This is a genomic window from Nitrosomonas sp. (assembly GCF_040256045.1).
GTDB lineage: Bacteria > Pseudomonadota > Gammaproteobacteria > Burkholderiales > Nitrosomonadaceae > Nitrosomonas.
On record NZ_JBDZWD010000041.1, the window covers coordinates 1 to 22,312 of the forward strand.

12 protein-coding genes are annotated in these 22,312 nt (G+C 48.6%); all 12 read left to right on the plus strand.

Annotated elements, in window-relative coordinates:
* Positions 1-426: 426 nt before the first annotated feature.
* Complete coding sequence (locus ABUL11_RS08320; protein WP_350283397.1) at positions 427-2,778, plus strand: TonB-dependent siderophore receptor; 2,352 nt, start codon at positions 427-429, stop codon at positions 2,776-2,778.
* Positions 2,779-2,807: 29 nt separating this feature from the next.
* Positions 2,808-4,037 (plus strand): PepSY-associated TM helix domain-containing protein, encoded by a 1,230-nt coding sequence (locus ABUL11_RS08325; RefSeq protein WP_350283398.1) that lies wholly within the window; start codon positions 2,808-2,810, stop codon positions 4,035-4,037.
* Positions 4,034-8,602 (plus strand): non-ribosomal peptide synthetase, encoded by a 4,569-nt coding sequence (locus ABUL11_RS08330; protein WP_350283399.1) that lies wholly within the window; start codon positions 4,034-4,036, stop codon positions 8,600-8,602. Before ABUL11_RS08325 ends, ABUL11_RS08330 begins: the two co-directional genes overlap by 4 nt.
* Positions 8,603-8,612: 10 nt before the next feature.
* Positions 8,613-9,959: a nucleotide disphospho-sugar-binding domain-containing protein gene (locus tag ABUL11_RS08335; RefSeq protein WP_350283400.1), complete on the plus strand. Its 1,347-nt coding sequence runs from the start codon at positions 8,613-8,615 to the stop codon at positions 9,957-9,959.
* Between the two features lie 48 nt (positions 9,960-10,007).
* The gene (locus tag ABUL11_RS08340; RefSeq protein ID WP_350283401.1) at positions 10,008-12,008 is read left to right on the plus strand and encodes a carbamoyltransferase family protein; all 2,001 of its coding nucleotides are present in this window, start codon (positions 10,008-10,010) and stop codon (positions 12,006-12,008) included.
* A 58-nt stretch (positions 12,009-12,066) separates the two neighbouring features.
* Positions 12,067-13,743, plus strand: coding sequence for a cyclic peptide export ABC transporter (locus ABUL11_RS08345; RefSeq protein ID WP_350283402.1), 1,677 nt, complete (start codon positions 12,067-12,069; stop codon positions 13,741-13,743).
* A 678-nt stretch (positions 13,744-14,421) separates the two neighbouring features.
* Positions 14,422-15,639 carry a PepSY-associated TM helix domain-containing protein gene (locus tag ABUL11_RS08350; protein ID WP_350283403.1) on the plus strand — a complete coding sequence of 406 codons (1,218 nt, stop codon included), beginning with the start codon at positions 14,422-14,424 and terminating at the stop codon, positions 15,637-15,639.
* 19 nt (positions 15,640-15,658) lie between these two features.
* Positions 15,659-17,071 carry an efflux transporter outer membrane subunit gene (locus ABUL11_RS08355; RefSeq protein WP_350283404.1) on the plus strand — a complete coding sequence of 471 codons (1,413 nt, stop codon included), beginning with the start codon at positions 15,659-15,661 and terminating at the stop codon, positions 17,069-17,071.
* A gap of 226 nt (positions 17,072-17,297) precedes the next feature.
* A complete protein-coding gene (locus ABUL11_RS08360; RefSeq protein ID WP_350283405.1) occupies positions 17,298-18,536 on the plus strand; it encodes an efflux RND transporter periplasmic adaptor subunit in 1,239 nt (412 codons plus the stop codon).
* A complete protein-coding gene (locus ABUL11_RS08365; protein ID WP_350283406.1) occupies positions 18,533-21,682 on the plus strand; it encodes an efflux RND transporter permease subunit in 3,150 nt (1,049 codons plus the stop codon). Before ABUL11_RS08360 ends, ABUL11_RS08365 begins: the two co-directional genes overlap by 4 nt.
* A 108-nt stretch (positions 21,683-21,790) precedes the next feature.
* The gene (locus ABUL11_RS08370) at positions 21,791-21,994 is read left to right on the plus strand and encodes a hypothetical protein (RefSeq protein WP_350283407.1); all 204 of its coding nucleotides are present in this window, start codon (positions 21,791-21,793) and stop codon (positions 21,992-21,994) included.
* A 120-nt stretch (positions 21,995-22,114) separates the two neighbouring features.
* The coding region (locus ABUL11_RS08375; protein ID WP_350283408.1) for a hypothetical protein at positions 22,115-22,312 on the plus strand (198 nt) is incomplete at its 3' end.

Sequence of the window (22,312 nt, forward strand, 5' to 3'; positions counted from 1 at the left end):
TGAATCTGACCAGAGTCAATAGCTTGGCTCAACCCTGAGGGCTTATCCCGAACTCCGGTTACTTTAAATTCCCTTATGGATTTGAGTAGCAGATCTTTCAGAAATTGAGTTGATTTCTCAGCAATCTTCCTCAGTTGCGACAATTTGTCGCATTGACAAGCACTTATATGGGGTTTAGATTTTTAGAAAGAGAACAACGCCACTGAGTGTCATAACTCTATGACGGGAATATGTTGTGATTCCTTGTATTAGCTTTTGAAAACACCTGAGTTAAAACGATAAAAACAACAAGAGAAATTCATGAAAAATTACATGGAGTGGATTTTAGTCACACTCACACAACAACCCTTAAATACCAAGACTAATTCATCCCTATATACCATTTTACAGATATTAAATAGCCGGGTTATTTTCGGAATTGCCTTAATGATTGTCACGACGACCGTCTTTAGCGCGTCCACCACGCTTAACATATCTGCTGGATCACTACCGGCAGCATTGGATAAGGCTGCAAAATACTTGAATCTGGAGATTGCTTATGATCCAGAACTTCTATCCAAATATCAAGCCCCCGTACTTAAAGGAAGTTATGAGGCGAGCGAGGTACTTTCCCAGTTGCTTGGCGGTAGCGGATTTATAGCAGTTAAAACTGGCCCTAATCGCTATAACATCATACTCGCATCAGAAGCAGGTAAGTCTCTTGAAAACATTGAAAATAAGGTGACACGTTTACCAGTAGTGGTTGTGACTGAGCGTTTGAGTACGGATTCGCCTTACAACACCCGATACATTCGATCCAATACTCTAACCGCTACCCGTACCGATACTCCGATCATGGAAACCCTTTTCTCAGTGCAGACGGTGCCACAACAGATATTGCGTGATCAACAGGCAATTCGATTGGATACTGCTGCACAGAATGTAAGTGGCGTGATCCAGGTACCCACCAATGGAGGTCTCTCTGATGGATTCCTCATACGTGGATTCGCCAGCCAAAGCATATATCGCAATGGCGTGTTTATGCCTGATGCCTTGGGGGGAGGAACGACAAGACGGGAGATGGCGAATATCGAGCAGGTGGAAATTCTCAAGGGTCCCGGATCTATTCTGTTTGGTCGTGCTGATCCTGGAGGCATTATCAATACCGTAACCAAACAGCCTCTTGCCACACCATACTATTCATTACAGCAACAGATCGGTACCTTCGATTTCTACCGTACCGCAGTAGATGCGACGGGACCGGTTACCAAGGACGATACCCTGCTTTATCGTATGAATCTGTCTTATGAAAATGCGGGATCGTTCCGTGATTTCATCGATAGGGAAAGTATCTTTTTTGCCCCAACCTTGAGGTGGAATATAAGTCCTCGAACACAGATTACGGCAGAACTGGAATATCAAAATTTTAATGAGAAACCTGACTCTGGAATTCCTTCTCTTGGCAGTCGACCTGCTCCGGTCCCACGCAATCTCGCTCTGCATGAACCCCTTAACAACAAGAACAAGGGAGACCGACAATTTTATGGAATCAACTGGTCGCACGAGTTCAACGATAACTGGAGCATCAATCACCGTCTATCGGCTGAACTCTTTGATTTCGCTGTCAAAGGACTTTTTTACAATTCGGCGGCTCCCGATGGTTCTATAGATCGTTTCTTTAACAATGCGCCCAGTACGGTTTCTAATCGGTACCAAAGTTCGATTAACCTGATCGGGAACGTGACGACAGGGATGCTCCAGCATACCCTGCTGTTCGGCTACGATTATTTTTTCTTCGAAGATAGAATCAATGGGAATTGCTGCGCTGCTGCTCCAGCGTTCAACATTTTAAATCCATCCTATATGATGGCTGCTCCGGTTCTCGACCCGACTGATAATTTCCGTGTAGGTTATAAGCAGTCATGGCATGGCGCCTATTTTCAAGATCAGATCAAACTGCCTTACAACTTTCATATCCTCGCAGGGTTCCGTTACGATAATGCTGTCTCGCGAGATACCGTGTTGGGACTTACGACCTCAGCAGATGATCGATTCTCTCCTCGTGGCGGGTTATTGTGGCAACCCATGCCATGGTTGTCCCTCTACGGCAGTTATACCGAGAATTTCGGGGCATCCAATACGCTGTTCAATATAGATGGTCAGAAGCTATCACCACAAACTGCTCAGCAGTGGGAAACAGGGCTAAAAACCGAATTCTGGGAAGGTCGATTACGCTCCACCTTATCCTATTTCAACCTTACCAAACAAGGTATCGGAGTACCTGATCCGGCTAACCCCACGCGCTCCCGGGCAATCGGGGAAGCGGAAACCCGTGGAATCGAATTCGATATTGCCGGTGAAATTATGAAAGGTTTGAATGTCATTGCCACGTATACCTACATGCCCTTTGCCAAAGTTACCCGTGATGTCGGTTTCAGCGGATTGCCGGGGGATACAGGCAATCAGGGTAATCGGCTGTTCCTGGCAGCAAAGCATTTTGGTAGTTTCTGGGCAACCTATGACTTCCAAAGCAGTGAATTGCGCGGCTTCAGGATCGGTGCAGGAGTGCTTGGTATCGGAGAACGGGAGGGTAACCCGGCAAACACTTACCAGTTGCCAAAATATGTCATTGGAAATTTGATGGCCAGCTATCGGCTCAAGGTAGGGGCAACTCGGGTAAGTGCTCAGCTTAACGTGAATAATGTTACCGGTGAAAAATACTTCAATGGCAACGGTGTAAGTTTTATTACGCCTGGAGCGCCACGCACTGTATTGGGTTCGCTGCGAATTGAATACTGAGTATGGTAACAGACACCAAAGATTCTAAGATGAGTCGTCGTGCAACCTCCCGCCCTATATCAGCGCGCGAGTTGTGGCGGGATGTGCACTTGTATCTCGGGCTGTTTGTAGGTGCACTGCTGGTCATCTTAGGCCTTACCGGCAGCATACTGGTGTTCTGGATCGAGATCGACGAGTGGCTGAATCCTGAGCTGCTGACCGTCACTGTGCCTAGGCAAGAGAATCCAACTCAAAGCACGGTGGCCTATCAGCCAGTAGATGAGATTGTTCGTGCAGCCAAGCAGGCGGCTGCCCCGGATAGCAAAATCACAACCGTTTACGGTGCACGCAACAGCACAGCGGTATATGCCATATATGCCAGCCAGACATCCGGAGATTGGCAGCGTATCTATGTTGATCCCTATCGTGCACAAGTCACCGGGGTACGCAGCTATGATGCGGACGAATGGGTCCCGAACTATCTGATGGATGCAATCTTCAAGCTCCACTTCAGCCTACTGTTCGGAGTGAATGGAGAAACACTAGTCGCTATTTGTGCACTCCTGCTTCTGGTTTCATTGATCTCTGGCCTTATCGTCTGGTGGCCAACAAGAGGGCAGTGGAGCAAGGCGCTGACCATCAAGCGTGGTGCCGGTCCGGTGCGTTTTAACCTCGATCTGCACAAGACATTATCCATTTATTTTTTTCCTATACTAGGTGCAGTGCTGTTGTCAGGGGTATCCATGAATCTTAATGAAGCATTTGTATGGGTCACACAACAGTTCTCACCTGCAACCCGGCAACCACAATACACCCTCATATCAGTACCGGCCCCAGGCGCACCATCAATCGGGGTTGAGCATGTATTGGCCATCGCGACCGAACACTACCCGGAAGGAGAGCTCAATGGCATTTATCTACCAGGCAATGCGACAGGGGTATATGTTGTAACCCAGAGAAACGTGCCGAAGTTGAGCTCGTACTGGTCGGAGCGACAAATCGCGATTGATCAGTATAGCGGTGAGATACTGGATGTACGAGCCCCCGATCGGCGCCACAGTGCTGGAGAGACGTTCCTTGACTGGCAATGGCCATTGCATTCGGGCCAGGCATTCGACTGGCCGGGTCGTATTGTCATCTTTCTTTGCGGCCTGGCTTGTCCAGTCATTTATATCACCGGGGTCATTCGCTGGTTACAAAAGCGTCGAGCAAAGACAACAGCAAACAAACGCCAGTCTAGCCTAATTATAAATAAACAAGCCCGAGGTACTTCCAGATGATTTTATCGGAGCTTCTATTTGAATTAAGACAAAAAGATATTCATCTGTATTTGCATGACGGGAATTTGCGAGGCAAAGCACCCCCTCATGCTTTAACACCTCAACTTAAGATGGCTTTGCAGGCGCGCAAAACAGAACTTATAGAGTATTTCCGAGAGATTCGGAGTCTGAATGTACCTCCTTTGTTACCTGCACCCCATAAGGACTTTCCGCCACTATCTTATTCGCAGGAGCGGTTATGGTTTCTGGATCAGCTGGAGCCTGGGAACTCGTCTTATAACATGTGGGGAGGGGTCCGGCTGATCGGGGAACTGGATACGGAGGTATTGAAGAAGAGTCTTGACGAGATTGTGCGTCGTCACGAAGTCCTACGTACCACCTTTACCGTAAGAGAGGGTCAGGCGGTACAAGTAATTGCGCCAGTATTGGAGCTTGATCTGCCCGTGGTGGATTTGAGCGGTTTACCGGAATCAATGCGGGAAACGGAAGCCAGGCTTCATCTGGAGCGTATCGGGCAGCAACCTTTCGACCTGACTGCGGGACCGCTCGTGCGCGCCGGGCTTCTCTTTTTAGGGAATTGCGGACCTTCTGGCAACGCGGAGCATATTTTAGCCTTTACGTTGCACCATATTGTTTCGGATGGCTGGTCCACCGGGATTCTAGTCCGAGAGTTCATGACCCTCTACCAGGCATTTAACGCAGGCAAGGCCTCTTTGTTGCCCAAGCTGCCGATTCAGTACGCTGATTATGCCGTGTGGCAGCGTCAATATTTGCAGGGCGAGAGACTGGAGCAGCAGCTTGATTACTGGAAGCGTCAGCTGGCAGGCGCACCCTCTGTGCTGGAGTTGCCTACGGACCATCCTCGTCCCGCGGTACAAAGCTATCGGGGAGCAATCTATCGTTTCACAGTACCGCAAGACCTCACTGGACAATTAAGAGTACTGAGCCGGCAGCAGGATGTAACACTGTTCATGACTCTGCTGGCGGCGTTCAACGTACTGCTCTCCTGCTACAGCGGGCAGAAAGACCTCTGTATCGGCACCCCGGTCGCCAACCGCAACCGGTTAGAGATCGAAGGCTTGATTGGATTTTTCGTCAACACGCTGGTAATGCGGACTGATCTTTCGGGTAATCCTGCATTCACGACACTGCTCAGAAAAGTAATGGAAGCCTGTCTGAGGGCACAGGCAAACCAGGAGCTACCGTTTGAGAAGCTGGTGGAAGAACTGGCACCGGTGCGGGATATGGGCTGCAATCCGCTCTTTCAAGTGATGCTTTCATTACAGAGCACACCTGAATTATTGCTTGAGATAGAAGGGCTGCAAGCTATCCCGGTTGATATTGAGAGCAACTCTGCGAAGTTTGATCTGAACCTTGAGATAACTGAAGGGCAAGGAAAGCTTACAGCTTTATTCAACTACAACACGGATTTATTTGATGAATCCAGCATAGCTCGGATGGGGATTCATTATGTTGAGCTGCTGAGGAACATTGTTGGACAGCCCTGGCAATGTTTGAGCGAGCTGCAGTTTTTGCCTGAACTGGAGCGTCGGCAACTGCTGGTTGGGTGGAATGAGACGGAAGCGGGGTATCCGCGGGGAAAATGTCTTCACGAACTGTTTGAAGAGCAGGCAAGGCGGAGTCCGGAAGTGGTGGCGGTAGTATTTGGAGGAGAGGAGCTGACATACGGGCAGCTCAATGGGAAGGCCAATCAGCTTGCGCGTTATTTACGTTCGAAGGGTGCGGGACCGGAAGTAATTGTAGGGATCTGCGTGGAGCGTTCGGTGGAGATGGTAGTTGGCCTTCTTGGGATACTGAAGGCGGGAGGGGCCTATTTGCCGATCGATCCCCAATATCCGAAGGAACGCATTGCCCATGCATTACAACATGCCAAGCCCCGGATTGTATTAACCCAGGGCTCATTAAAAGAATTAGTGTCAGGGGTAAAACAGTTTTTTCTGGATTTGCAATGGGGGGAGCTTACTGAGGAGAAATCTGATGATCTTGAGACTATTACTTCCTCGGGAAATCTTGCTTACGTAATTTACACATCCGGCTCCACAGGACAATCCAAAGGAGTTGGGGTAACGCATGAGAACATTGTTCATTCCACCTCGGCAAGGCTGCAATATTATCAGGCCCCGATAACCGGATTTCTGCTTCTATCCTCTATTGCATTCGATAGTTCAATGGCAGGGATTTTCGGGACCCTTTGCCAGGGAGGACGCCTGGTATTATTGCCTCAGGGAGCCACCTTTGATACCCGAGCACTTTCACATCTGATCTTCTCACATCGGGTTTCCCATCTGCTTGCCGTTCCTTCGTTATATGAAGCCCTATTGCAGGAAATGACGCCCGAGGAGGGAAAGAGCCTCGAACTTGCAATAGTAGCGGGGGAATCCTGCAAAAAAGATCTGCTGAATTTACAGAACGACCGATTCCCGCAAGTAAAGCTATTCAACGAATACGGTCCGACCGAAGCAACGGTTTGGAGCAGCGTTTACCGATGGGAGGCCGATGGAGGAGAACGGGTTCCGATTGGGCGCCCGATTGCCAATACACGGATTTACCTGCTGGATGTTCACTTGAATCCGGTACCGGTAGGGGTATCGGGGGAATTATACATTGGGGGAATTGGTCTTGCGCGAGGGTACCTGAATCGATCCGAGCTGACGGCTGAACGTTTCATTCCCGATCCTTTCAGGGAGCCTGGAGGCCGTTTATACCGGACTGGAGATCTGGCGCGGTATCGGCAGGATGGGAATATTGAATACCTGGGGCGGACTGATCATCAGGTAAAGATTCGAGGTTTCCGGATAGAGCCAGGAGAGATAGAAGCTGTTCTGGGAAAGCATCCGCACATCAGAGAAGTGGTAGTGGTTGCGCGCGAGGACACACCTGGCGAGAGACGTCTGGTGGCATATGTGGCAAGAGATAAGTGCTGCGACCGGTCAGCTGAAGGGATTGATGGACTGCGGGCCTATCTCAAGGAGCAGCTGCCGGAGTACATGGTTCCCTCTGCTTTCGTGTACCTAGATGGTTTGCCGCTTACTCCGAATGGAAAGGTGGATCGCAAGGCACTACCTGTTCCCGATATGAACCTGCAGGTGGGTTCCCGGTATGTAGCGCCGCGTACGGCTACGGAAGAGATCGTGGTAAACATCTGGGCAGAAGTGCTTGGGCTGGAACGTGTGGGTATCCAAGATAACTTCTTCGAACTCGGCGGACATTCCCTGCTGGCCATCCGAATGCTCCAAAAGATAAAACTTGAACTTAAGCTCTGCCCATCAGTAGCCTTTTTTTTTCAGCAGCCAACTATTGCCAGGTTATCGGCCTTCCTGGAAGGCAGGACACTACCGGAAAGAATTCCAAGTGACATAGACTTGGAAGCCGAAGCAAGCCTTGATCCCGTTATTCAGCCAGCTACCATATCCACCTCTGTAGCCCAGTTTCAGCATGATCCCTCGGTAATATTCTTGACAGGAGCAACAGGGTTTCTGGGTGCTTATCTACTTCATGAGTTGTTGAAGCAAACATCGGCATCCGTGTATTGCCTTGTACGCGCAGGATCCTATCAGGAAGGTTTCACGCGATTACAAGATGCATTGATAGGTTATGGAATATGTAACCCGGAGCTGATGCATAAAGTATTCCCCGTTTGCGGAAATTTATCCGAACCTCAATTTGGCCTTTCCTTCCACGAATTCAATGCTCTCGCTAGGAAGGTGGATGTGATCTATCACAATGGGGCATTAGTTAACTTCCTTCAACCATATCAGACACTAAAAGCAGTCAATGTATTGGGGACCCAGGAAGTACTGAGGTTAGCCTGCACGCAGAGAGTCAAGCCGGTTCACTATATTTCTACTTTGTCCGTGTTTGGTAATGAATTGCCATCCCAAAAGCAGGAGTTCACTGAAGAGGATTTTCCGGATGCGGATGCGAATATGGGAAATGGTTATAACCAAAGTAAATGGGTCGCGGAAAAACTTATAAGGATTGCGGCTGATCGCGGTGTGCCTGTGAGTGTTTATAGGCCTGCAACTGTAACGGGGCATAGCTGTACTGGCATTTGGAATACCGATGATTTCCTCTGTCGCCTAATTCGGGGCTGTATCGATATAGGCAAAGCACCCGCTGTAAAGACGAATTTCGATATTGTTCCCGTCGATTATGTAAGCAAGGCGATCTTATGCCTCTCCAGACAGCCGCAAATGATAGGTAAAACGTTTCACCTTAGTAACAAGTATCCAGTTAGTGCCACAGCTCTGGTCGATTGGATCAACGATTTTGGTTATTCGGTACAACAGGAACCTTATCTTCAATGGATTGAAAGTGTCAGGATCGCGGCTGAATATTCCGAAACGCACCCTTTATATCCACTTCTTCCCCTGTTCCAGCGTGATGTGAGGAGCGAAACAGATTCGCAGGATATGCGAAAACGTTATAACAGTGCCCAAACGGAGGATGCACTTCTAAATAGCGAAATTTGGTGTCCTATTGCCGACCGCGATTTATTTGGCATTTACCTATCGTTCCTCGGACGCAATCAGTTATTAACTTAACAGAATTGACGTGGCAAATATTGTTTTTGTCCTGGCTCCTTCAATGGGCTCACTTAACTCCAGCCTTAAGCTGGCCAAAATGCTCAAGGCTAATGGTCACCAAGTGAGCTACGTGGGATTGGCCGACAGCGAAGAGTATGTGCTCAAGAATGGAGTGGAGTTTAAAAAAATATACGAAAAATGGTTCCCTAAAGGGTTTGGCGCCAAACAGGCACTTCTTCCAGTAACCGCCTCTTCGGAGAATGACGTACTGCGAGCTGGAGTATCAAGAGAACAGGCATTTCTGGAGGCCATTTTAAACGAAGATACCGAATTCCCAAGAGTCATAGAGACCCTTAGACCTGACTTGATTTTGCATATACATGCGGATCCGCTGATGGTCGTGCTCGCCTTGCAAAGCTACGCATTAGGCATAAATGCTGCTTATTTGCGCGACATGCTGGGTCGTTCGAAGCATAGCGAGATTCCCCCGATCTGGACCGGCATAATTCCTTCTGAATCCATATATTCACGGTTATGTATACAACTTGCATGGCATAAAAACAGCGTTCTCAGAACATATTCGACCCTATATTCCCGATTCCTGGCGTCTGTCGATTTCAACGGGATGATTAAGAAACTAGCCAAGAAATCTGGATATCCATGGGCGCTGGTGGATAAAGAGGGATTGCCACCTTACATCCTTAAGTTACCGGAAGTAGTTTTATGTCCGAAAGAGTTCGATTTTCCGCATTCGGACAAGCCTGGTCGTTATTACACGGAAGCTTCAATTGATATTGAGCGAAATGAAGTTTCTTTTGCCTGGGATGCTCTGGATGAGACCCGTCCCCTCGTGTATTGCGCCCTTGGAACATTGGCTTGGCTTCCTACTGAACACTATCGTGCATTTTATCAAGCGGTTATTGATGCGGCGTGTTCATGCCCCGGTTTTCAATGGATCTTGGCGGTGGGTGATTTTATCTATCCTCAGGATTTCACGAATATTCCCTCGAATGCAATTATCGTACATCGGGCCCCACAACTGCAGATGCTTAAGCGGTCGAGAATGATGATCACCCACGGAGGTACGAACACAATAAAGGAGTGCATATACTTCGGTGTGCCTATGGTCGTATTTCCCCTAGGCTACGATCATCCCGGAAATGCCGCCAGAGTTATATACCACGGTCTGGGAGTGAAAGGAGATTTCTTAAAGGTAACCAAGGAACAAGTGCGAGCTTTGGTCGATACAATCAACCTTGATTCGGGTTATGTCAGGCGCGTGCAACTTATGCAATCAAAATTTCAGGAAGCGGAAAACGCACAGTTAAGTTTGAAAATGATCGAAGCGCTATTGCAAAAGCGATCACTATCTTAACTACGACTCATCTTTACCAGTTTTTTGACATTAAGAAGGATCGAGAACATGATAATTCTGGGGTTTCAGGGCGGTTTGGATCCAATTCATTCGCGTAGTGCGTTAGGTAGCATTTGTCATGATGCGTCTGCTGTTGTAATTCGAGATGGTGTGCTCCTCGCCGCCTTTGAAGAGGAACGTATGGACAGAATTAAACATTCCAATAAGGTGGCGGCACGGGCTGTAAGTGCGTGCATGACTGAAAATAATATAAGTGCAAACCAGATCGACAAGATTGTCATTCCTTGCATAGAGTCCACCGCTGATGCTTCCCTGAGATGGATTCTCTTTCCTAAGGCAAATGAGAAAGTAAAGGGAATTCGTGAATTGATGCACGAAACGTTTAGTGATTGTATTGGATTTCGCGTAGATGATGAGAAATTTGATTTCGTACCTCACCATTTAGCACATGCAGCTAGCGCTTATTATTGCTCTGGGTTCGAGAATGCTCTTGTTTTGGTGCTCGATGGATTTGGTGACAATTTTTCCGGAATTGCGTGCAGTGTAAACAAGGGTGTATGGAGCACGATCAGAGAGTTTCCCATACCGGAATCCCTCGGTGAGTACTATTTGGCTGGGACCAGATATCTCGGGTATGACTTGTTTGACGAATACAAGATTATGGGGCTGGCGCCATATGGAGATCCCGATCGATATAGGAACCTGTTTCGTCAATCTTATGAGCTGTTGCCGGAAGGTCGCTATAACATCCTGGGCAACCTTATCAACCTGCTCTGTGAAGCGTCACCCCGGCGCCGGCGCGGAGAACCTATCACGCAAGTTCATAAAGATATCGCTGCCGCTCTCCAGGAGGCGCTGGAGGATATGGCTTTTCATCTATTGAGATACCTTCAGAAGGAGACAGGGCACCGGCAGTTATGCCTGGCGGGTGGAGTTTCACACAACTGTACTTTAAATGGAAAAATTCTATATTCGGCGTTATTCGACGCTGTTTTTGTGCAGCCAGCGTCACACGATGGAGGTCTCTCTCTGGGCGGAGCGTTACTAGCCTATCACAGCCGGCAAGAGAGACAAGGAGCCGACTATATACCATCCCCTTCACTGGAACATGTCTATCTTGGAACAGAGGTGGGTTCCAATAAAGAAATTAGGGAAGGATTGGATATATGGAAGGATTTTATCGAATTCGAATATGAGGCGGATATTGCGGAACGAACTGCGCAGCTTCTTGCGGAACACTATATTATCGGATGGGTACAAGGTCGTGCGGAATTTGGACCTCGAGCGTTAGGTAACAGAAGTATCCTGGCTGACCCGAGACCGGCTGAGAACATGAGCATCATCAATCAAATGGTAAAAAAAAGAGAGGCGTTCCGGCCATTTGCCCCTGCAGTGCTAGAGGAATACGCGGAGGATTACTTCGAGATTCCCAGTAAAAGCAAACAGTTTCCTTTCATGACGTTTGTATTAAAAGTGCGGGAAGACAAAAGGAAGCTTCTCGGTGCTACTACTCATGTAGACGGGACTGCACGGATACAAACAGTATCGAAAAAAACTAACGAACGTTTCTGGAATCTTATCGACGCTTTCCGTAGAAGGACGGGGATGCCGGTACTCTTAAATACTTCCTTCAATAACAATGCGGAACCCATTGTTAACTCGGTGAATGACGCTATTGTCTGTTTTCTGACAACGGACCTTCATTACCTGATTATTGGTAATTATTTGATAAAAAAGAAGCCCTTTGAACAGAAACGGTTTTTGCATCTCCTCCTCTCGTTGCCAGCATATTGTATTTTGATGCAATCCAGGACATTCATGTCTTCTTCTGAAACGTCCTGGTCCTGGGAGTTGCGGAGAAATTATGATGAAAGATTGACTACGTCTATCTCACTTGAAGTTCACCGACTTTTATCGCAAGCAGATGGGAAGCATTCTATAAGTCAACTTTTATCCGAGTGTGAAATTCCTTATGAGCGCCAGGATGAGGTGATAAAAGAAATTGGAGAATTGTGGTCTTTGCGAGCGATTGTATTAAATCCCGCATGATGAATCGTCGCTGCTGTTCCTATCCGCCTGTCAGCGAAATATTCTTTCAGATTGCCCGATGGATATAGTTGCTCATCTTTTCTCACGCTCACGAACCAATATCCTCCTGGCTGTTACGATAGGCATACTCAGCGGATTAGGAAATGCACTTCTCATAGGCTTGATCAATTCAGCCTTGTATTCATCCGCCTCTGGCCTAGGTTCCAGTCCTCTCATATACGGAGGGCTCGGGCTCGCTGTCGTGCTCACTCATATCATCTCGACGATTATAGTGATGCGTGTAGGCCAGACATCAGTCCGGGATCTGCGTATGGATCTTAGCCGACGAATTATCGGTGCACCGCTACGCTTATTGCAAAAGCTAGGGGCGCCACGAGTGTTGGCAAACCTCACGGAAGATATTCCCGTGATGGTCAATGCTTTTCAATTGGTGCCCCACCTATGTATCAATTTTGCTTGGGTGCTTGGTTGTCTTATTTATCTTGCGTGGTTGTCCTGGAGTTTATTCACCCTAATGATAAGTACCCTTGTATTAGGGGTAGTGGTCTATTGGTTAAGTACCAGAAAGGCGATAGCTCCTCTGCGGGCCGCTCGGGAACAAGATGACGCACTATATGCACATTTTAGAGCATTAATAATGGGCATCAAGGAGATTAAACTGCATTCCCGTCGACGAGATGCTTTTCTTTTAGATCTTTTATATCCCACGGCGGAGGCATGTCGGCAAGGTAACATTTCAGCCATGACCGTGTTCATACTCGCATCCATTTGGGGCAGTGCAGTTTTATATTTTGTTATAGGAGTCATTCTTTTTGCGGCAACCGGATGGGAGGGCATAGCCCAAGAAGTTATAACTGGATATACATTGACTGTTCTTTATATGATGGCGCCGCTGACGGGTGTAATTAATGGCCTACCCGCGTTAGGCCGAGCGAGCATTGCTTTAGGCAAGATCAATCATTTGAAGAAAGAACTTGTGGATCAAACGGAACGTTTGAATACACCTGATCCGTCTCCGTCACAAAGAATTCCGGCAACACTCGAATTGATAAAGGTTACTCATCGTTATTGCCGGGAAGGACAAAACGATAACTTTACCTTAGGTCCCCTGAGTATTACGCTTCAGCCGGGAGAATTGGTTTTCTTTACGGGGGGTAATGGCAGTGGAAAATCCACCCTTGGATTGCTCCTGGTAGGACTTTACAGTCCGGAAGGAGGACAAATCGTACTCAATGGCGAAGTAATAGATGACACAAATAGAGATGTCTATCGCCAACAGTTCTCCGCGGTGTTTTCAGATTTTTATCTTTTTGAAAGCTTATTAGGTTTAGCTCAGGAAAATCTGGATAAAAAAGCGCAAAGTTACTTGGCAGCGCTTCAGCTTGACCGCAAAGTCGCAATCGAAGATGGTGTTTTTTCCACCGTAGAACTGTCTCAGGGGCAGCGCAAACGGCTGGCATTATTGACCGCTTATTTGGAAGACAGGCCTTTTTATGTATTTGATGAGTGGGCAGCCGACCAAGATCCCATTTTCAAAGAACTCTTCTATACCATCATTCTTCCTGACCTCAAAGCTTGCGGGAAAACAATAGTAGTGATTACTCATGACGAACATTACTTCCATGTGGCCGATCGATGTGTAAAGCTGAAAGATGGACGTATCTTGGAAACCAAGATAAAAAACCTTCCCCGTTCTTATGCTGTTCATGCCAGCACGAGTAATCCATTTGTATAAAACCCCTAAAGATGATTATAAAGCGTGAATCTGAACCGCCTCGGATTTGAACTGATCCCCAGAAATTGGATGAATTTCAAGGGGATTCGATGACAAAGTACGACACGGAATTCAAATTGCGAGTGGTAAAGAGCTATCTCGCTGGGGAGGGTGGCGCCAAGCTACTGGCAAACACTGGGGCGGTGCCAGAGGAAAAGGTTCGCATTTGGCTGGGATCACTATGAGCTACACGGTATCGAAGGCTTGCATCCTAAGCGCAGTAGTTATCCAGTCGTCAATGCGACAATTTGTCGCATTGACGACTAATTGATTTGAGGGGATAACTATTGCCTAAGTATTTTGTGGATGAAATGTAAGGCGAATGGGGCTGTCAGGGTGAGCAGAATCCACCCTTTTTGCTTCGGCTAGCGCCGTAACGGTGGGTGTCGTCTTCCCTTTATTGCTTAACCCCACAAATAACTCACCGGAAACACCATTTAGATGAGGGCTACCTGATTTTTCAGTTCGCATGCCATATGTAGTAGAAACATATTTTTTATTGCAATAGCAGCATTTCATAAATTTTTTGCGATGCCGTGTTCGGTTTTGGCAGGCTTAAATGTCATAGATAGAAAGGTTTTAAAAGTTGTAGTGGCGTTTTTAATGCTGATCCTGTTTCCAAATAGATAATTTATTAAGATGATATTAAAACGCTCCTTCTGGGTGTGGCTGCATCGCTGGGCAGGGCTGTTCATGGCTGGTTTTTTGATCATTGTGGGGGCGACGGGTAGCTTGCTGGCGTTTTACCCCGAACAAATCCAGGACAACAGACTGGATGTTGCTGCATTGGCTGAGCTTGCGCAGCAGCAAATTCCGCATGGCCGAGTTGATTTCGTCACGCTTGAAGCGGCTCATGGTGCCACACAGGTTGGCATGAGCGCACCCCCGGATGAGGCTGGTCAAGCAAGCGCACTCGGGTTCAACCAACTGATTCTCGACCCTTATACCGGTGAAGAACTGGGACGGCGCCGGTTTGGAGTGATTTCCGAAGGGATGATTAACTTCATGCCTTTTGTGTACAAGTTGCACTACGAACTGGCGTTAGACAGGTTCGGGTTATGGGTATTGGGCATTTGTGCTCTGATCTGGACGATCGATTGTTTTGTCGGGTTTTATCTGACCTTGCCGCAGCGACGCAGACAACCCCCAAAATCTTCTCCTGATCAGAACAGCTGGGGGCCTGCCTGGAAAATCCGCTGGCAATCGAGCAGTTACAAACTCAATTTCGACTTGCATCGCGCCAGCGGTCTATGGCTGTGGCTGATTCTGCTTACTTTTGCCTGGTTCAGTGTTTATATGAACTTGGGGGATACGGTCTATACCTGGACTACTCGTGCAGTGATGGAATACAAGGCACCATGGACAGAACTTCCAAAACGGAATATCCCTCTGGCAGAAGCTGAGATAGGCCGGCGGCAGACGCAATCCATTGGTGAAGAACTGATGGCTGAGCAGGCGGATAAACATCATTTCACCATCGAGCAGGTGGTTGCACTGGGATTGAATCGCATGAACGGTACTTACGCCTATACCGTGCGCAGCTCGAAAGACATTCAGGACAAACGAAGCAGGACAAGTGTATTTTTCGATGCCAATTCGGGTGAGCTCAAACTGGCGCTGCTGCCGAGCGGCCAGTATAGCGGTAATACTGTAACCACCTGGCTCGCTGCACTGCACATAGCCAATGTATTCGGATTGCCGTACCGTATTTTTGTCTGTGTGCTCGGCCTGGCTATCGTCATGCTGTCAGTGACCGGCATCATTATCCGGATGAAGAAACGGGCAGCGCGCCTCAGCCCAAAAAATCATCAGTACGATTCGCGTTACCTGGGGCCATCGGTACATCGTCATTCGTAGCCAATCTCGGAGAGGAATATTGATCCGTTTCAAATGGGCTGTCGTGCCGGGTTTGATGATTCTGATCAGCGGCTGTAATACGGCACCGGAACGGCAGGAAAGCAGGCTCGATGTTTCCGTTCCCGCTGTGTGGAGTGCTTCTGCAAATACTGCTCCGCTTTCCGGACAGCAATGGGTGGAATCGTTCAATGATCCGGTACTGTATTCACTGGTTGAACAGGCACTGACCAGCAATTTCGATTTGAAGACAGCCGCAGCACGTATCAATGCCGCCATTGCACAGGCACGCATCGATGGCGCTGCACTCTGGCCCCAGCTCTCATTTGCACCGGGATATCAGTATGCACAGGTGCGCAGTGCCGGTTTTGGTTCGGCGCAATATAGTGTATTCGAAGCTTTGTTCAATCTGAGCTGGGAAGCGGATATCTGGGGACGCATCCGTTCATTCAGGGAGGCAGCCCGTCAGGAAGTGGAGGCAACCAGCGCTGATTTTCAGGCAGCCCGGTTATCACTCACCGCACGTGTCGTGCAGAACTATTTTGCATTACTGGAAGCGCAGCTTCAGGCTCGTGTGGCAGAACAATCTGTTGCGGATCGCAGTACGATTGCCAGTCTGGTACAGGGACGTTTCGAACGGGGTCTGGTGCGTGTACTCGATGTGCGCCTGGTGTTGACCGATCTGGCTCAAGCCCGGTCAAAGCTTGCCTACACCAGGAATCAGGTGCAGCTGGTTACCCGGCAACTGGAAATTCTGCTGGGAGATTATCCTGACGGTTCATTACCTCAAATCGACAATACAGTAACCGCTTTATCCGGTTCAACGGTTCAGCAGATGCTGCCTGTTCCCCCGCCACAGCTCCCTGCCGGCCTGCCTTCCGAATTACTGACCAGACGTCCTGATCTGATTGCCTCATTTGCACGATTGCGCGCAGCTGATGCACGCCTGGAAAGTGCCAGCAAGCTGTTATTACCACGCATTACCCTGACAGCAGCAGGAGGGACGCGCGACAGTGCGTTGACCGATCTGATCGATCCGCGATCGGTTGTCTGGAATCTGTTTACCGGAGCGGTACAGCCAGTGTTCACCGGTGGACGTATTCGTGGAAATATTCAATTGAATGAAGCCTATGTGGAAGAAGCCTTCAACCAGTATCAGGGGGTGGCGCTGAATGCCTTTCGTGAAGTCGAGCAGGCATTGGCGGCGGAAGAATGGTTACGTGCGCAGGAGAAAGAATTAAGTGAGGCCGTTCAGCAGACCGAAGCCAGTCAGGAACTGGCACTGTATTCCTATCGCCAGGGTTTCATTCAGATTCTGACATTGTTGGACAGCTATCGCAGTACGCTCAGTGCGCAAAGTGCTCATCTGGCTGTCAGACGTCAATTACTGAATAACCGTATCAATCTCTACCTTGCTCTCGGAGGCAGTATTTGAGTACCACGGAAATAGTTCTGAATATGATAAAAGATACATTATCTATCATTGAGTTACTGCTTTTATCGTTACGGCGTGTCCAGTTTTTGCTGGCTGAAACGTCATAGTAGAAAAGGGTTGTCAACATTTTTCAGCGATCTCTTTATTTTTGTTCCTGCAGTTTCATTCGAATATCTGTTTAATCATCTGCGGTGCTGTTTCCCATTAAAAGAATAAAAACAAAATTGTGAGCTTACGTCGTCAAATCTGGATTGCCACCCTGGTTTTCCTTATAGGTGGACTGGCAGCCTGGCTGCTCATTCAATTCCCGCCTGAGAATGGCAAACAGGAAGAAACACTGACACCGCCTATTGTTCAGGTTGCCCAAGTTGAAATGCAATCAAAACGTTTGCATGTCCGATCACAAGGGCAAGTCAGTGCTCATACCGAAATCGATCTGGTGACGGAAGTTTCCGGCCGGATCATCGATATTTCACCGGCCTTCGTCAGTGGTGGATTTTTTCACAAAGGGGATGTGCTGGTAACCATCGATCCGGCAGATTATGACCTGCGTGTGGCGCAGACACAGGCACAGGTCAGGGAAGCACATCATTTACTGATGCGTGAAGAAGCAGAAGCAGCTCAGGCCCATGATGAATGGAAACATCTGGGCCAGGGAGATCCCAGCCCACTCAGTCAGCGTATTCCACAACTGCAGGAAATGCGTGCGAAACTGGCTGCGGCAGAAGCTGCAGTCAGGCATGCTGAACAGCTCAGACAACGTACCCGGATTCGTGCCCCATTTGACGGACGCGTGCGCAGCAAAAACACCGGTATCGGACAATACGTCACGCAAGGGAATGTACTGGGGATAATCTACAGCAGCGACTATGCAGAAGTCCGGTTGCCGGTCAGCACCCAGGATCTGGCTTTCATCGACGTACCTGATGCGTCAGTTGCACATGAAGAAAATTCCAGACAGGGGTCACTGGTAGTACTGGCGGCAGAATACCAAGGAGAAAAACGATTCTGGCAGGGAAGGATCGTACGCAGCGAAGGCGTAATCGACCGAAATACCGGCATGCTGATGCTGGTTGCGCGCATATCAGATCCATTTCTGCGTATACCCGCTTCACTTCAATCTGATGAGATTCGCTTGTCCAGACTGACCAACACTACAGTATTACCAGTCGGTTTATTTGTCGAGGCTCTGATTCAGGGACGCCTGATCGACCGATTGATGGTTCTGCCGACCAGTGTCATGTTCAAGGATGATCAAATAGCCGTTGTTGATCGGCAGGATCAATTGCATTTGCGTACTGTTAAGCTGTTGAAACGTGAACGTGAGCAGGTCATCATTCAGTCCGGGCTCAATGCTGGGGAACGAGTGTTGGTATCTGGTCTGCTGCAGCCGATGGAAGGATTGCAGGTCAAATCTGAACTGCCGAACACGAACGGCCAGGCTAGTGGCGACAGTCATCCATGAAACTGATCATCTGGTTTATCAGAAATCCGGTTGCCGCCAATTTGCTGATGATCCTAATCATCGTTGGTGGAATCGTAGGGTTGATTACTGCAGACCGTTATGTCTATCCGCCGGAGCCACGCCACCAGCTCCAGATCACTACCGTTTATGACGGGGCAGGGCCAGGTGAAGTCGAGCAGGCGATCTGTATCCCGATCGAGCATGCGGTCCATGATTTGCAGGGAGTCAGGCATCTGCACGCTGAGGCGCAGCAGTCGCTTTGTCGTGTATTAGTGGAATTTGATCCGGCTGTCGATGCGACTCGGTTGCAAGCGGAAGTCCAGGCCCGTTTGGAAGCTGTAACGGTATTTCCCCGAGATGCGGATAAACCGGTGATTCGTGAATTGAAAACAGGTCCACCGGCGATTGTTGTTACTGTACGGGGCATGGCTGATCTGCGCACGTTACAGCATTACCGTGATCGACTGCACATCCGGTTGAGTACTCATCCGGATATTGGCCAAATCCTGCTTTTTCCGGAAATACCGTATGAAGTATCGATTGAGATCACCAGAGAGGATTTACGGCGCTACGGCCTCAGCTTCGACGAAATTGCTGAAACGATCCGCGCTGCTTCCGGCAATATCTCAGCGGGAGAATTGAAGAATAGCGATGGCAGGTTATTGATCAGAAGCCAGGCACAGGCCATGACCGTGGAGGATTTTGCTACTATCCGCCTGCGATCGGACCAGCAGGGCATGCAACTGAAACTGGGCGATATAGCGCGGATCACTGAGATCGTGCGTGAGCAGAATATACTGATCAAATCGGATGGTCTGCCGGCAGTAGAAATGGTGATCTGGCCGAGGAATCAATTGGGTACGACTGTGAAGGCCGTCAATCAGGTGATTGCCGCCTATCGTTTAGAATTACCCTCCAGCGTTGAGGTCATTACCTGGGATGACTTTTCTAAGTATTACGATGAGAACATGTCGATGCTGAGAGGCAACGCTATTTCCGGCTTCATCCTGATATTTATCGTGCTGGCACTGGTTCTGGATATTCGCTTGGCGTTATGGGTCAGTGCAGGAATTCTGATTTCGGTTTTCGGTGCTTTCTGGTGGATACCGATTTTAGGTATTTCCCTGAATGTCTACACCATTACTGCGCTGATTTTGATTCTGAGCGTGGTGGTGGATGATGCCATTATCGTCGGTGAGCATATCCATAGGCTTCAACAACAGGGGCAGTCCGGGATATTCGGTGCCATTGGTGGGGTGCGTGCAATGGCGCCGCTGGTTGTGCCCATGGTACTGACTACCATGATTGCGTTTACGCCAGGCTTGCTGCTGCCAGGGTTGACCGGGCATCTGCTGTATAACATCTCTGCGGTGGCGATCCTGGCTTTGCTGTTTTCTATGACGGAAACACTGTTGATCCTGCCTGCTCATCTGGCTGGACAAAGTATAAAGGATCCAGCTATTGCTGGGATCATGCCTGGTTTTGTGGTATGCGCAATAGCAACGCTCAAGGAGCAGGTGGATAGCGGATTACGCTGGTTGACTGGATTTTATGTTTGCATTTTGCGTGTTGCACTGCAGTGGCGTTACATCGTGATTGCCGGCTTTACGATTGCATTGCTGCTGATTGCTGCGCTGGTCATATCAGGACGTATTACCAGTGTGCTGGACAGACCGGTGGATGATTACTATCTGGTGGGCATGCTCAAATTTCCAGCTGGTACCGCATTTGAAGAAATTGACCGGCAAGCCTTGCGGCTGGAGCGTATTGCCAATGAAATCCGGGCTCAACTGAATCAGAAATATTATCGTGATGATTTTGCTGAGAATGGTGACAGTGTTCGTCATGTGCTTATGTTCAGTAATGATAATGTGGCGGTGGTTAACCTTGAACTGGCTATCGATGACCATATTCGCAACCAGGTGGACGATATCAAACAGCAGTGGCAGGAACGTTTTGGCCCGTTGCCGGCGGGTACGACGTTGACTATCCAGAGTTTCTGGCCGCGTGATCTCGGTGTATCGACAGAAGGGGCACCCAAGGCAATCGAATGGGTACTGACAGCACCGGATACCGTGGTGCAAAATGCAGCCGGAGTGATACTGAAGCATAAGCTGGCTGCCTATGCCGGGGTGCACAGTGTCACCAGCTCGATGCAGCCTGGCAAGCCCGAGCTGCATCTTGAGCTCAAACCTGCTGCTGCCTTTCATGGCCTGACGATGCGTGACCTGAGTGAACAGGTACGACATGGTTTTTTTGGACTCGAGGTGCAACGATATTATCACGAGCATGATGAAATCCGTGTCATGCTGCGTTTCCCGCGTGAAGACAGGCAAACACTGGAGCAACTGCAGAATATGCCGATCAGATTGCCTGACGGGAGCAGTGTGCCATTCGATACAATTGCCCGGGCGAAATATCAGCCAGGGTTCGCCAGTATTCAGCGCACCGATCGGGAGCGTATTCAACTGATTGGCGCAGAAGTCTACCAGGATCAGGCCGATGTCGAATCTATCCTGGCCGATATGCGTGTTCATGTCATTCCACAACTGAAAGCGCAATTTCCCGGATTGGATATAAAACCAGGTGAATCCCGGCAGAAACAGGAAGAGGTGATGTCAGATCTATGGCTTTACGGAATCCTGGCATTGTTCGGTATGTATGCGCTGCTTGCAATACCGTTGCGTTCCTATACCCAGCCATTGATCATCATGCTGACCATTCCTTTTGGTTTCATCGGAGCAGTAGTCGGTCATCTGTTGTTTCAGATTCCACTTTCACTGGAATCGTATTTTGCATTATTTGCTGTGAGCGGAATCGTCATCAATGACAGTCTGGTTCTGATTGCACAGATCAATAAAAACCTGCAACAGAAAATGCCGGTGATAAAAGCAGCGATCGTTGCGGGAAAATTACGTTTCCGTGCCATCTTGTTAATGAATGTTACGACCCTTGCCGGTTTGTTGCCCCAGCTTAGCTCACAGGGATACGATGCGGAAAAAATTATGCCGATGGCTGTTACCATCGCATTTGGCATGCTCTTCACATTCTTTGTGACACTGTTTCTGGTTCCAGCCGTGTGCGTCATATTCAATAAAAATACGCAAAGCAGCCAGCAATTGAATGCTTGTAAAATTTACCTATAAATTTCTCCTTGCCACAAATGAAGGTTTGTTGATTAAGTATTCGTAACCGTCAGGATTACCTGGGTGCGACAATTTGCCACATTCTTCAGGGCGGAGAAAGACAGTATGATGAGCGCAGTTATTAGCCAGATATACCCTCTGTTCATGACGATTACTTATTCCGGTGATGAACTGTTTCTTCAATTGCGCAGTGATCTGCTGGATTATCTGTGTCGCAAGCTGAGCAAAGATGAAGCAGCCGAAATACTTCAGGAGATCTATCAAACCATCGAGACGAAAAAGAAGAAAAGCATGGCATACATTTTCCGGTAACTGATCCAGAGCCTGCTGCAGGTATTCTATCTGTCTGCGTTCGTCACAACGCTGTGCAGGATTATTATCCGCAGGTTTATCCTGAAACAGGTATTGCATGGTGCTGGCATAGGTTTGCACATGCGCCTGACGCCGTGCCTGATCCCGGATCAGATTGAGTGCAACGGTAAACAGGAAGGCGCGCGGGCTTTCAATACTCGAAATATCCTGCCTGCGCCATCTTTGACATTTACTGAAATCGCACGGCAGATGGACATTTCAAGCAAATCCGTGGCACGCTACACAAGCTCAATGAACTCGATACCAATCTGCAGATCA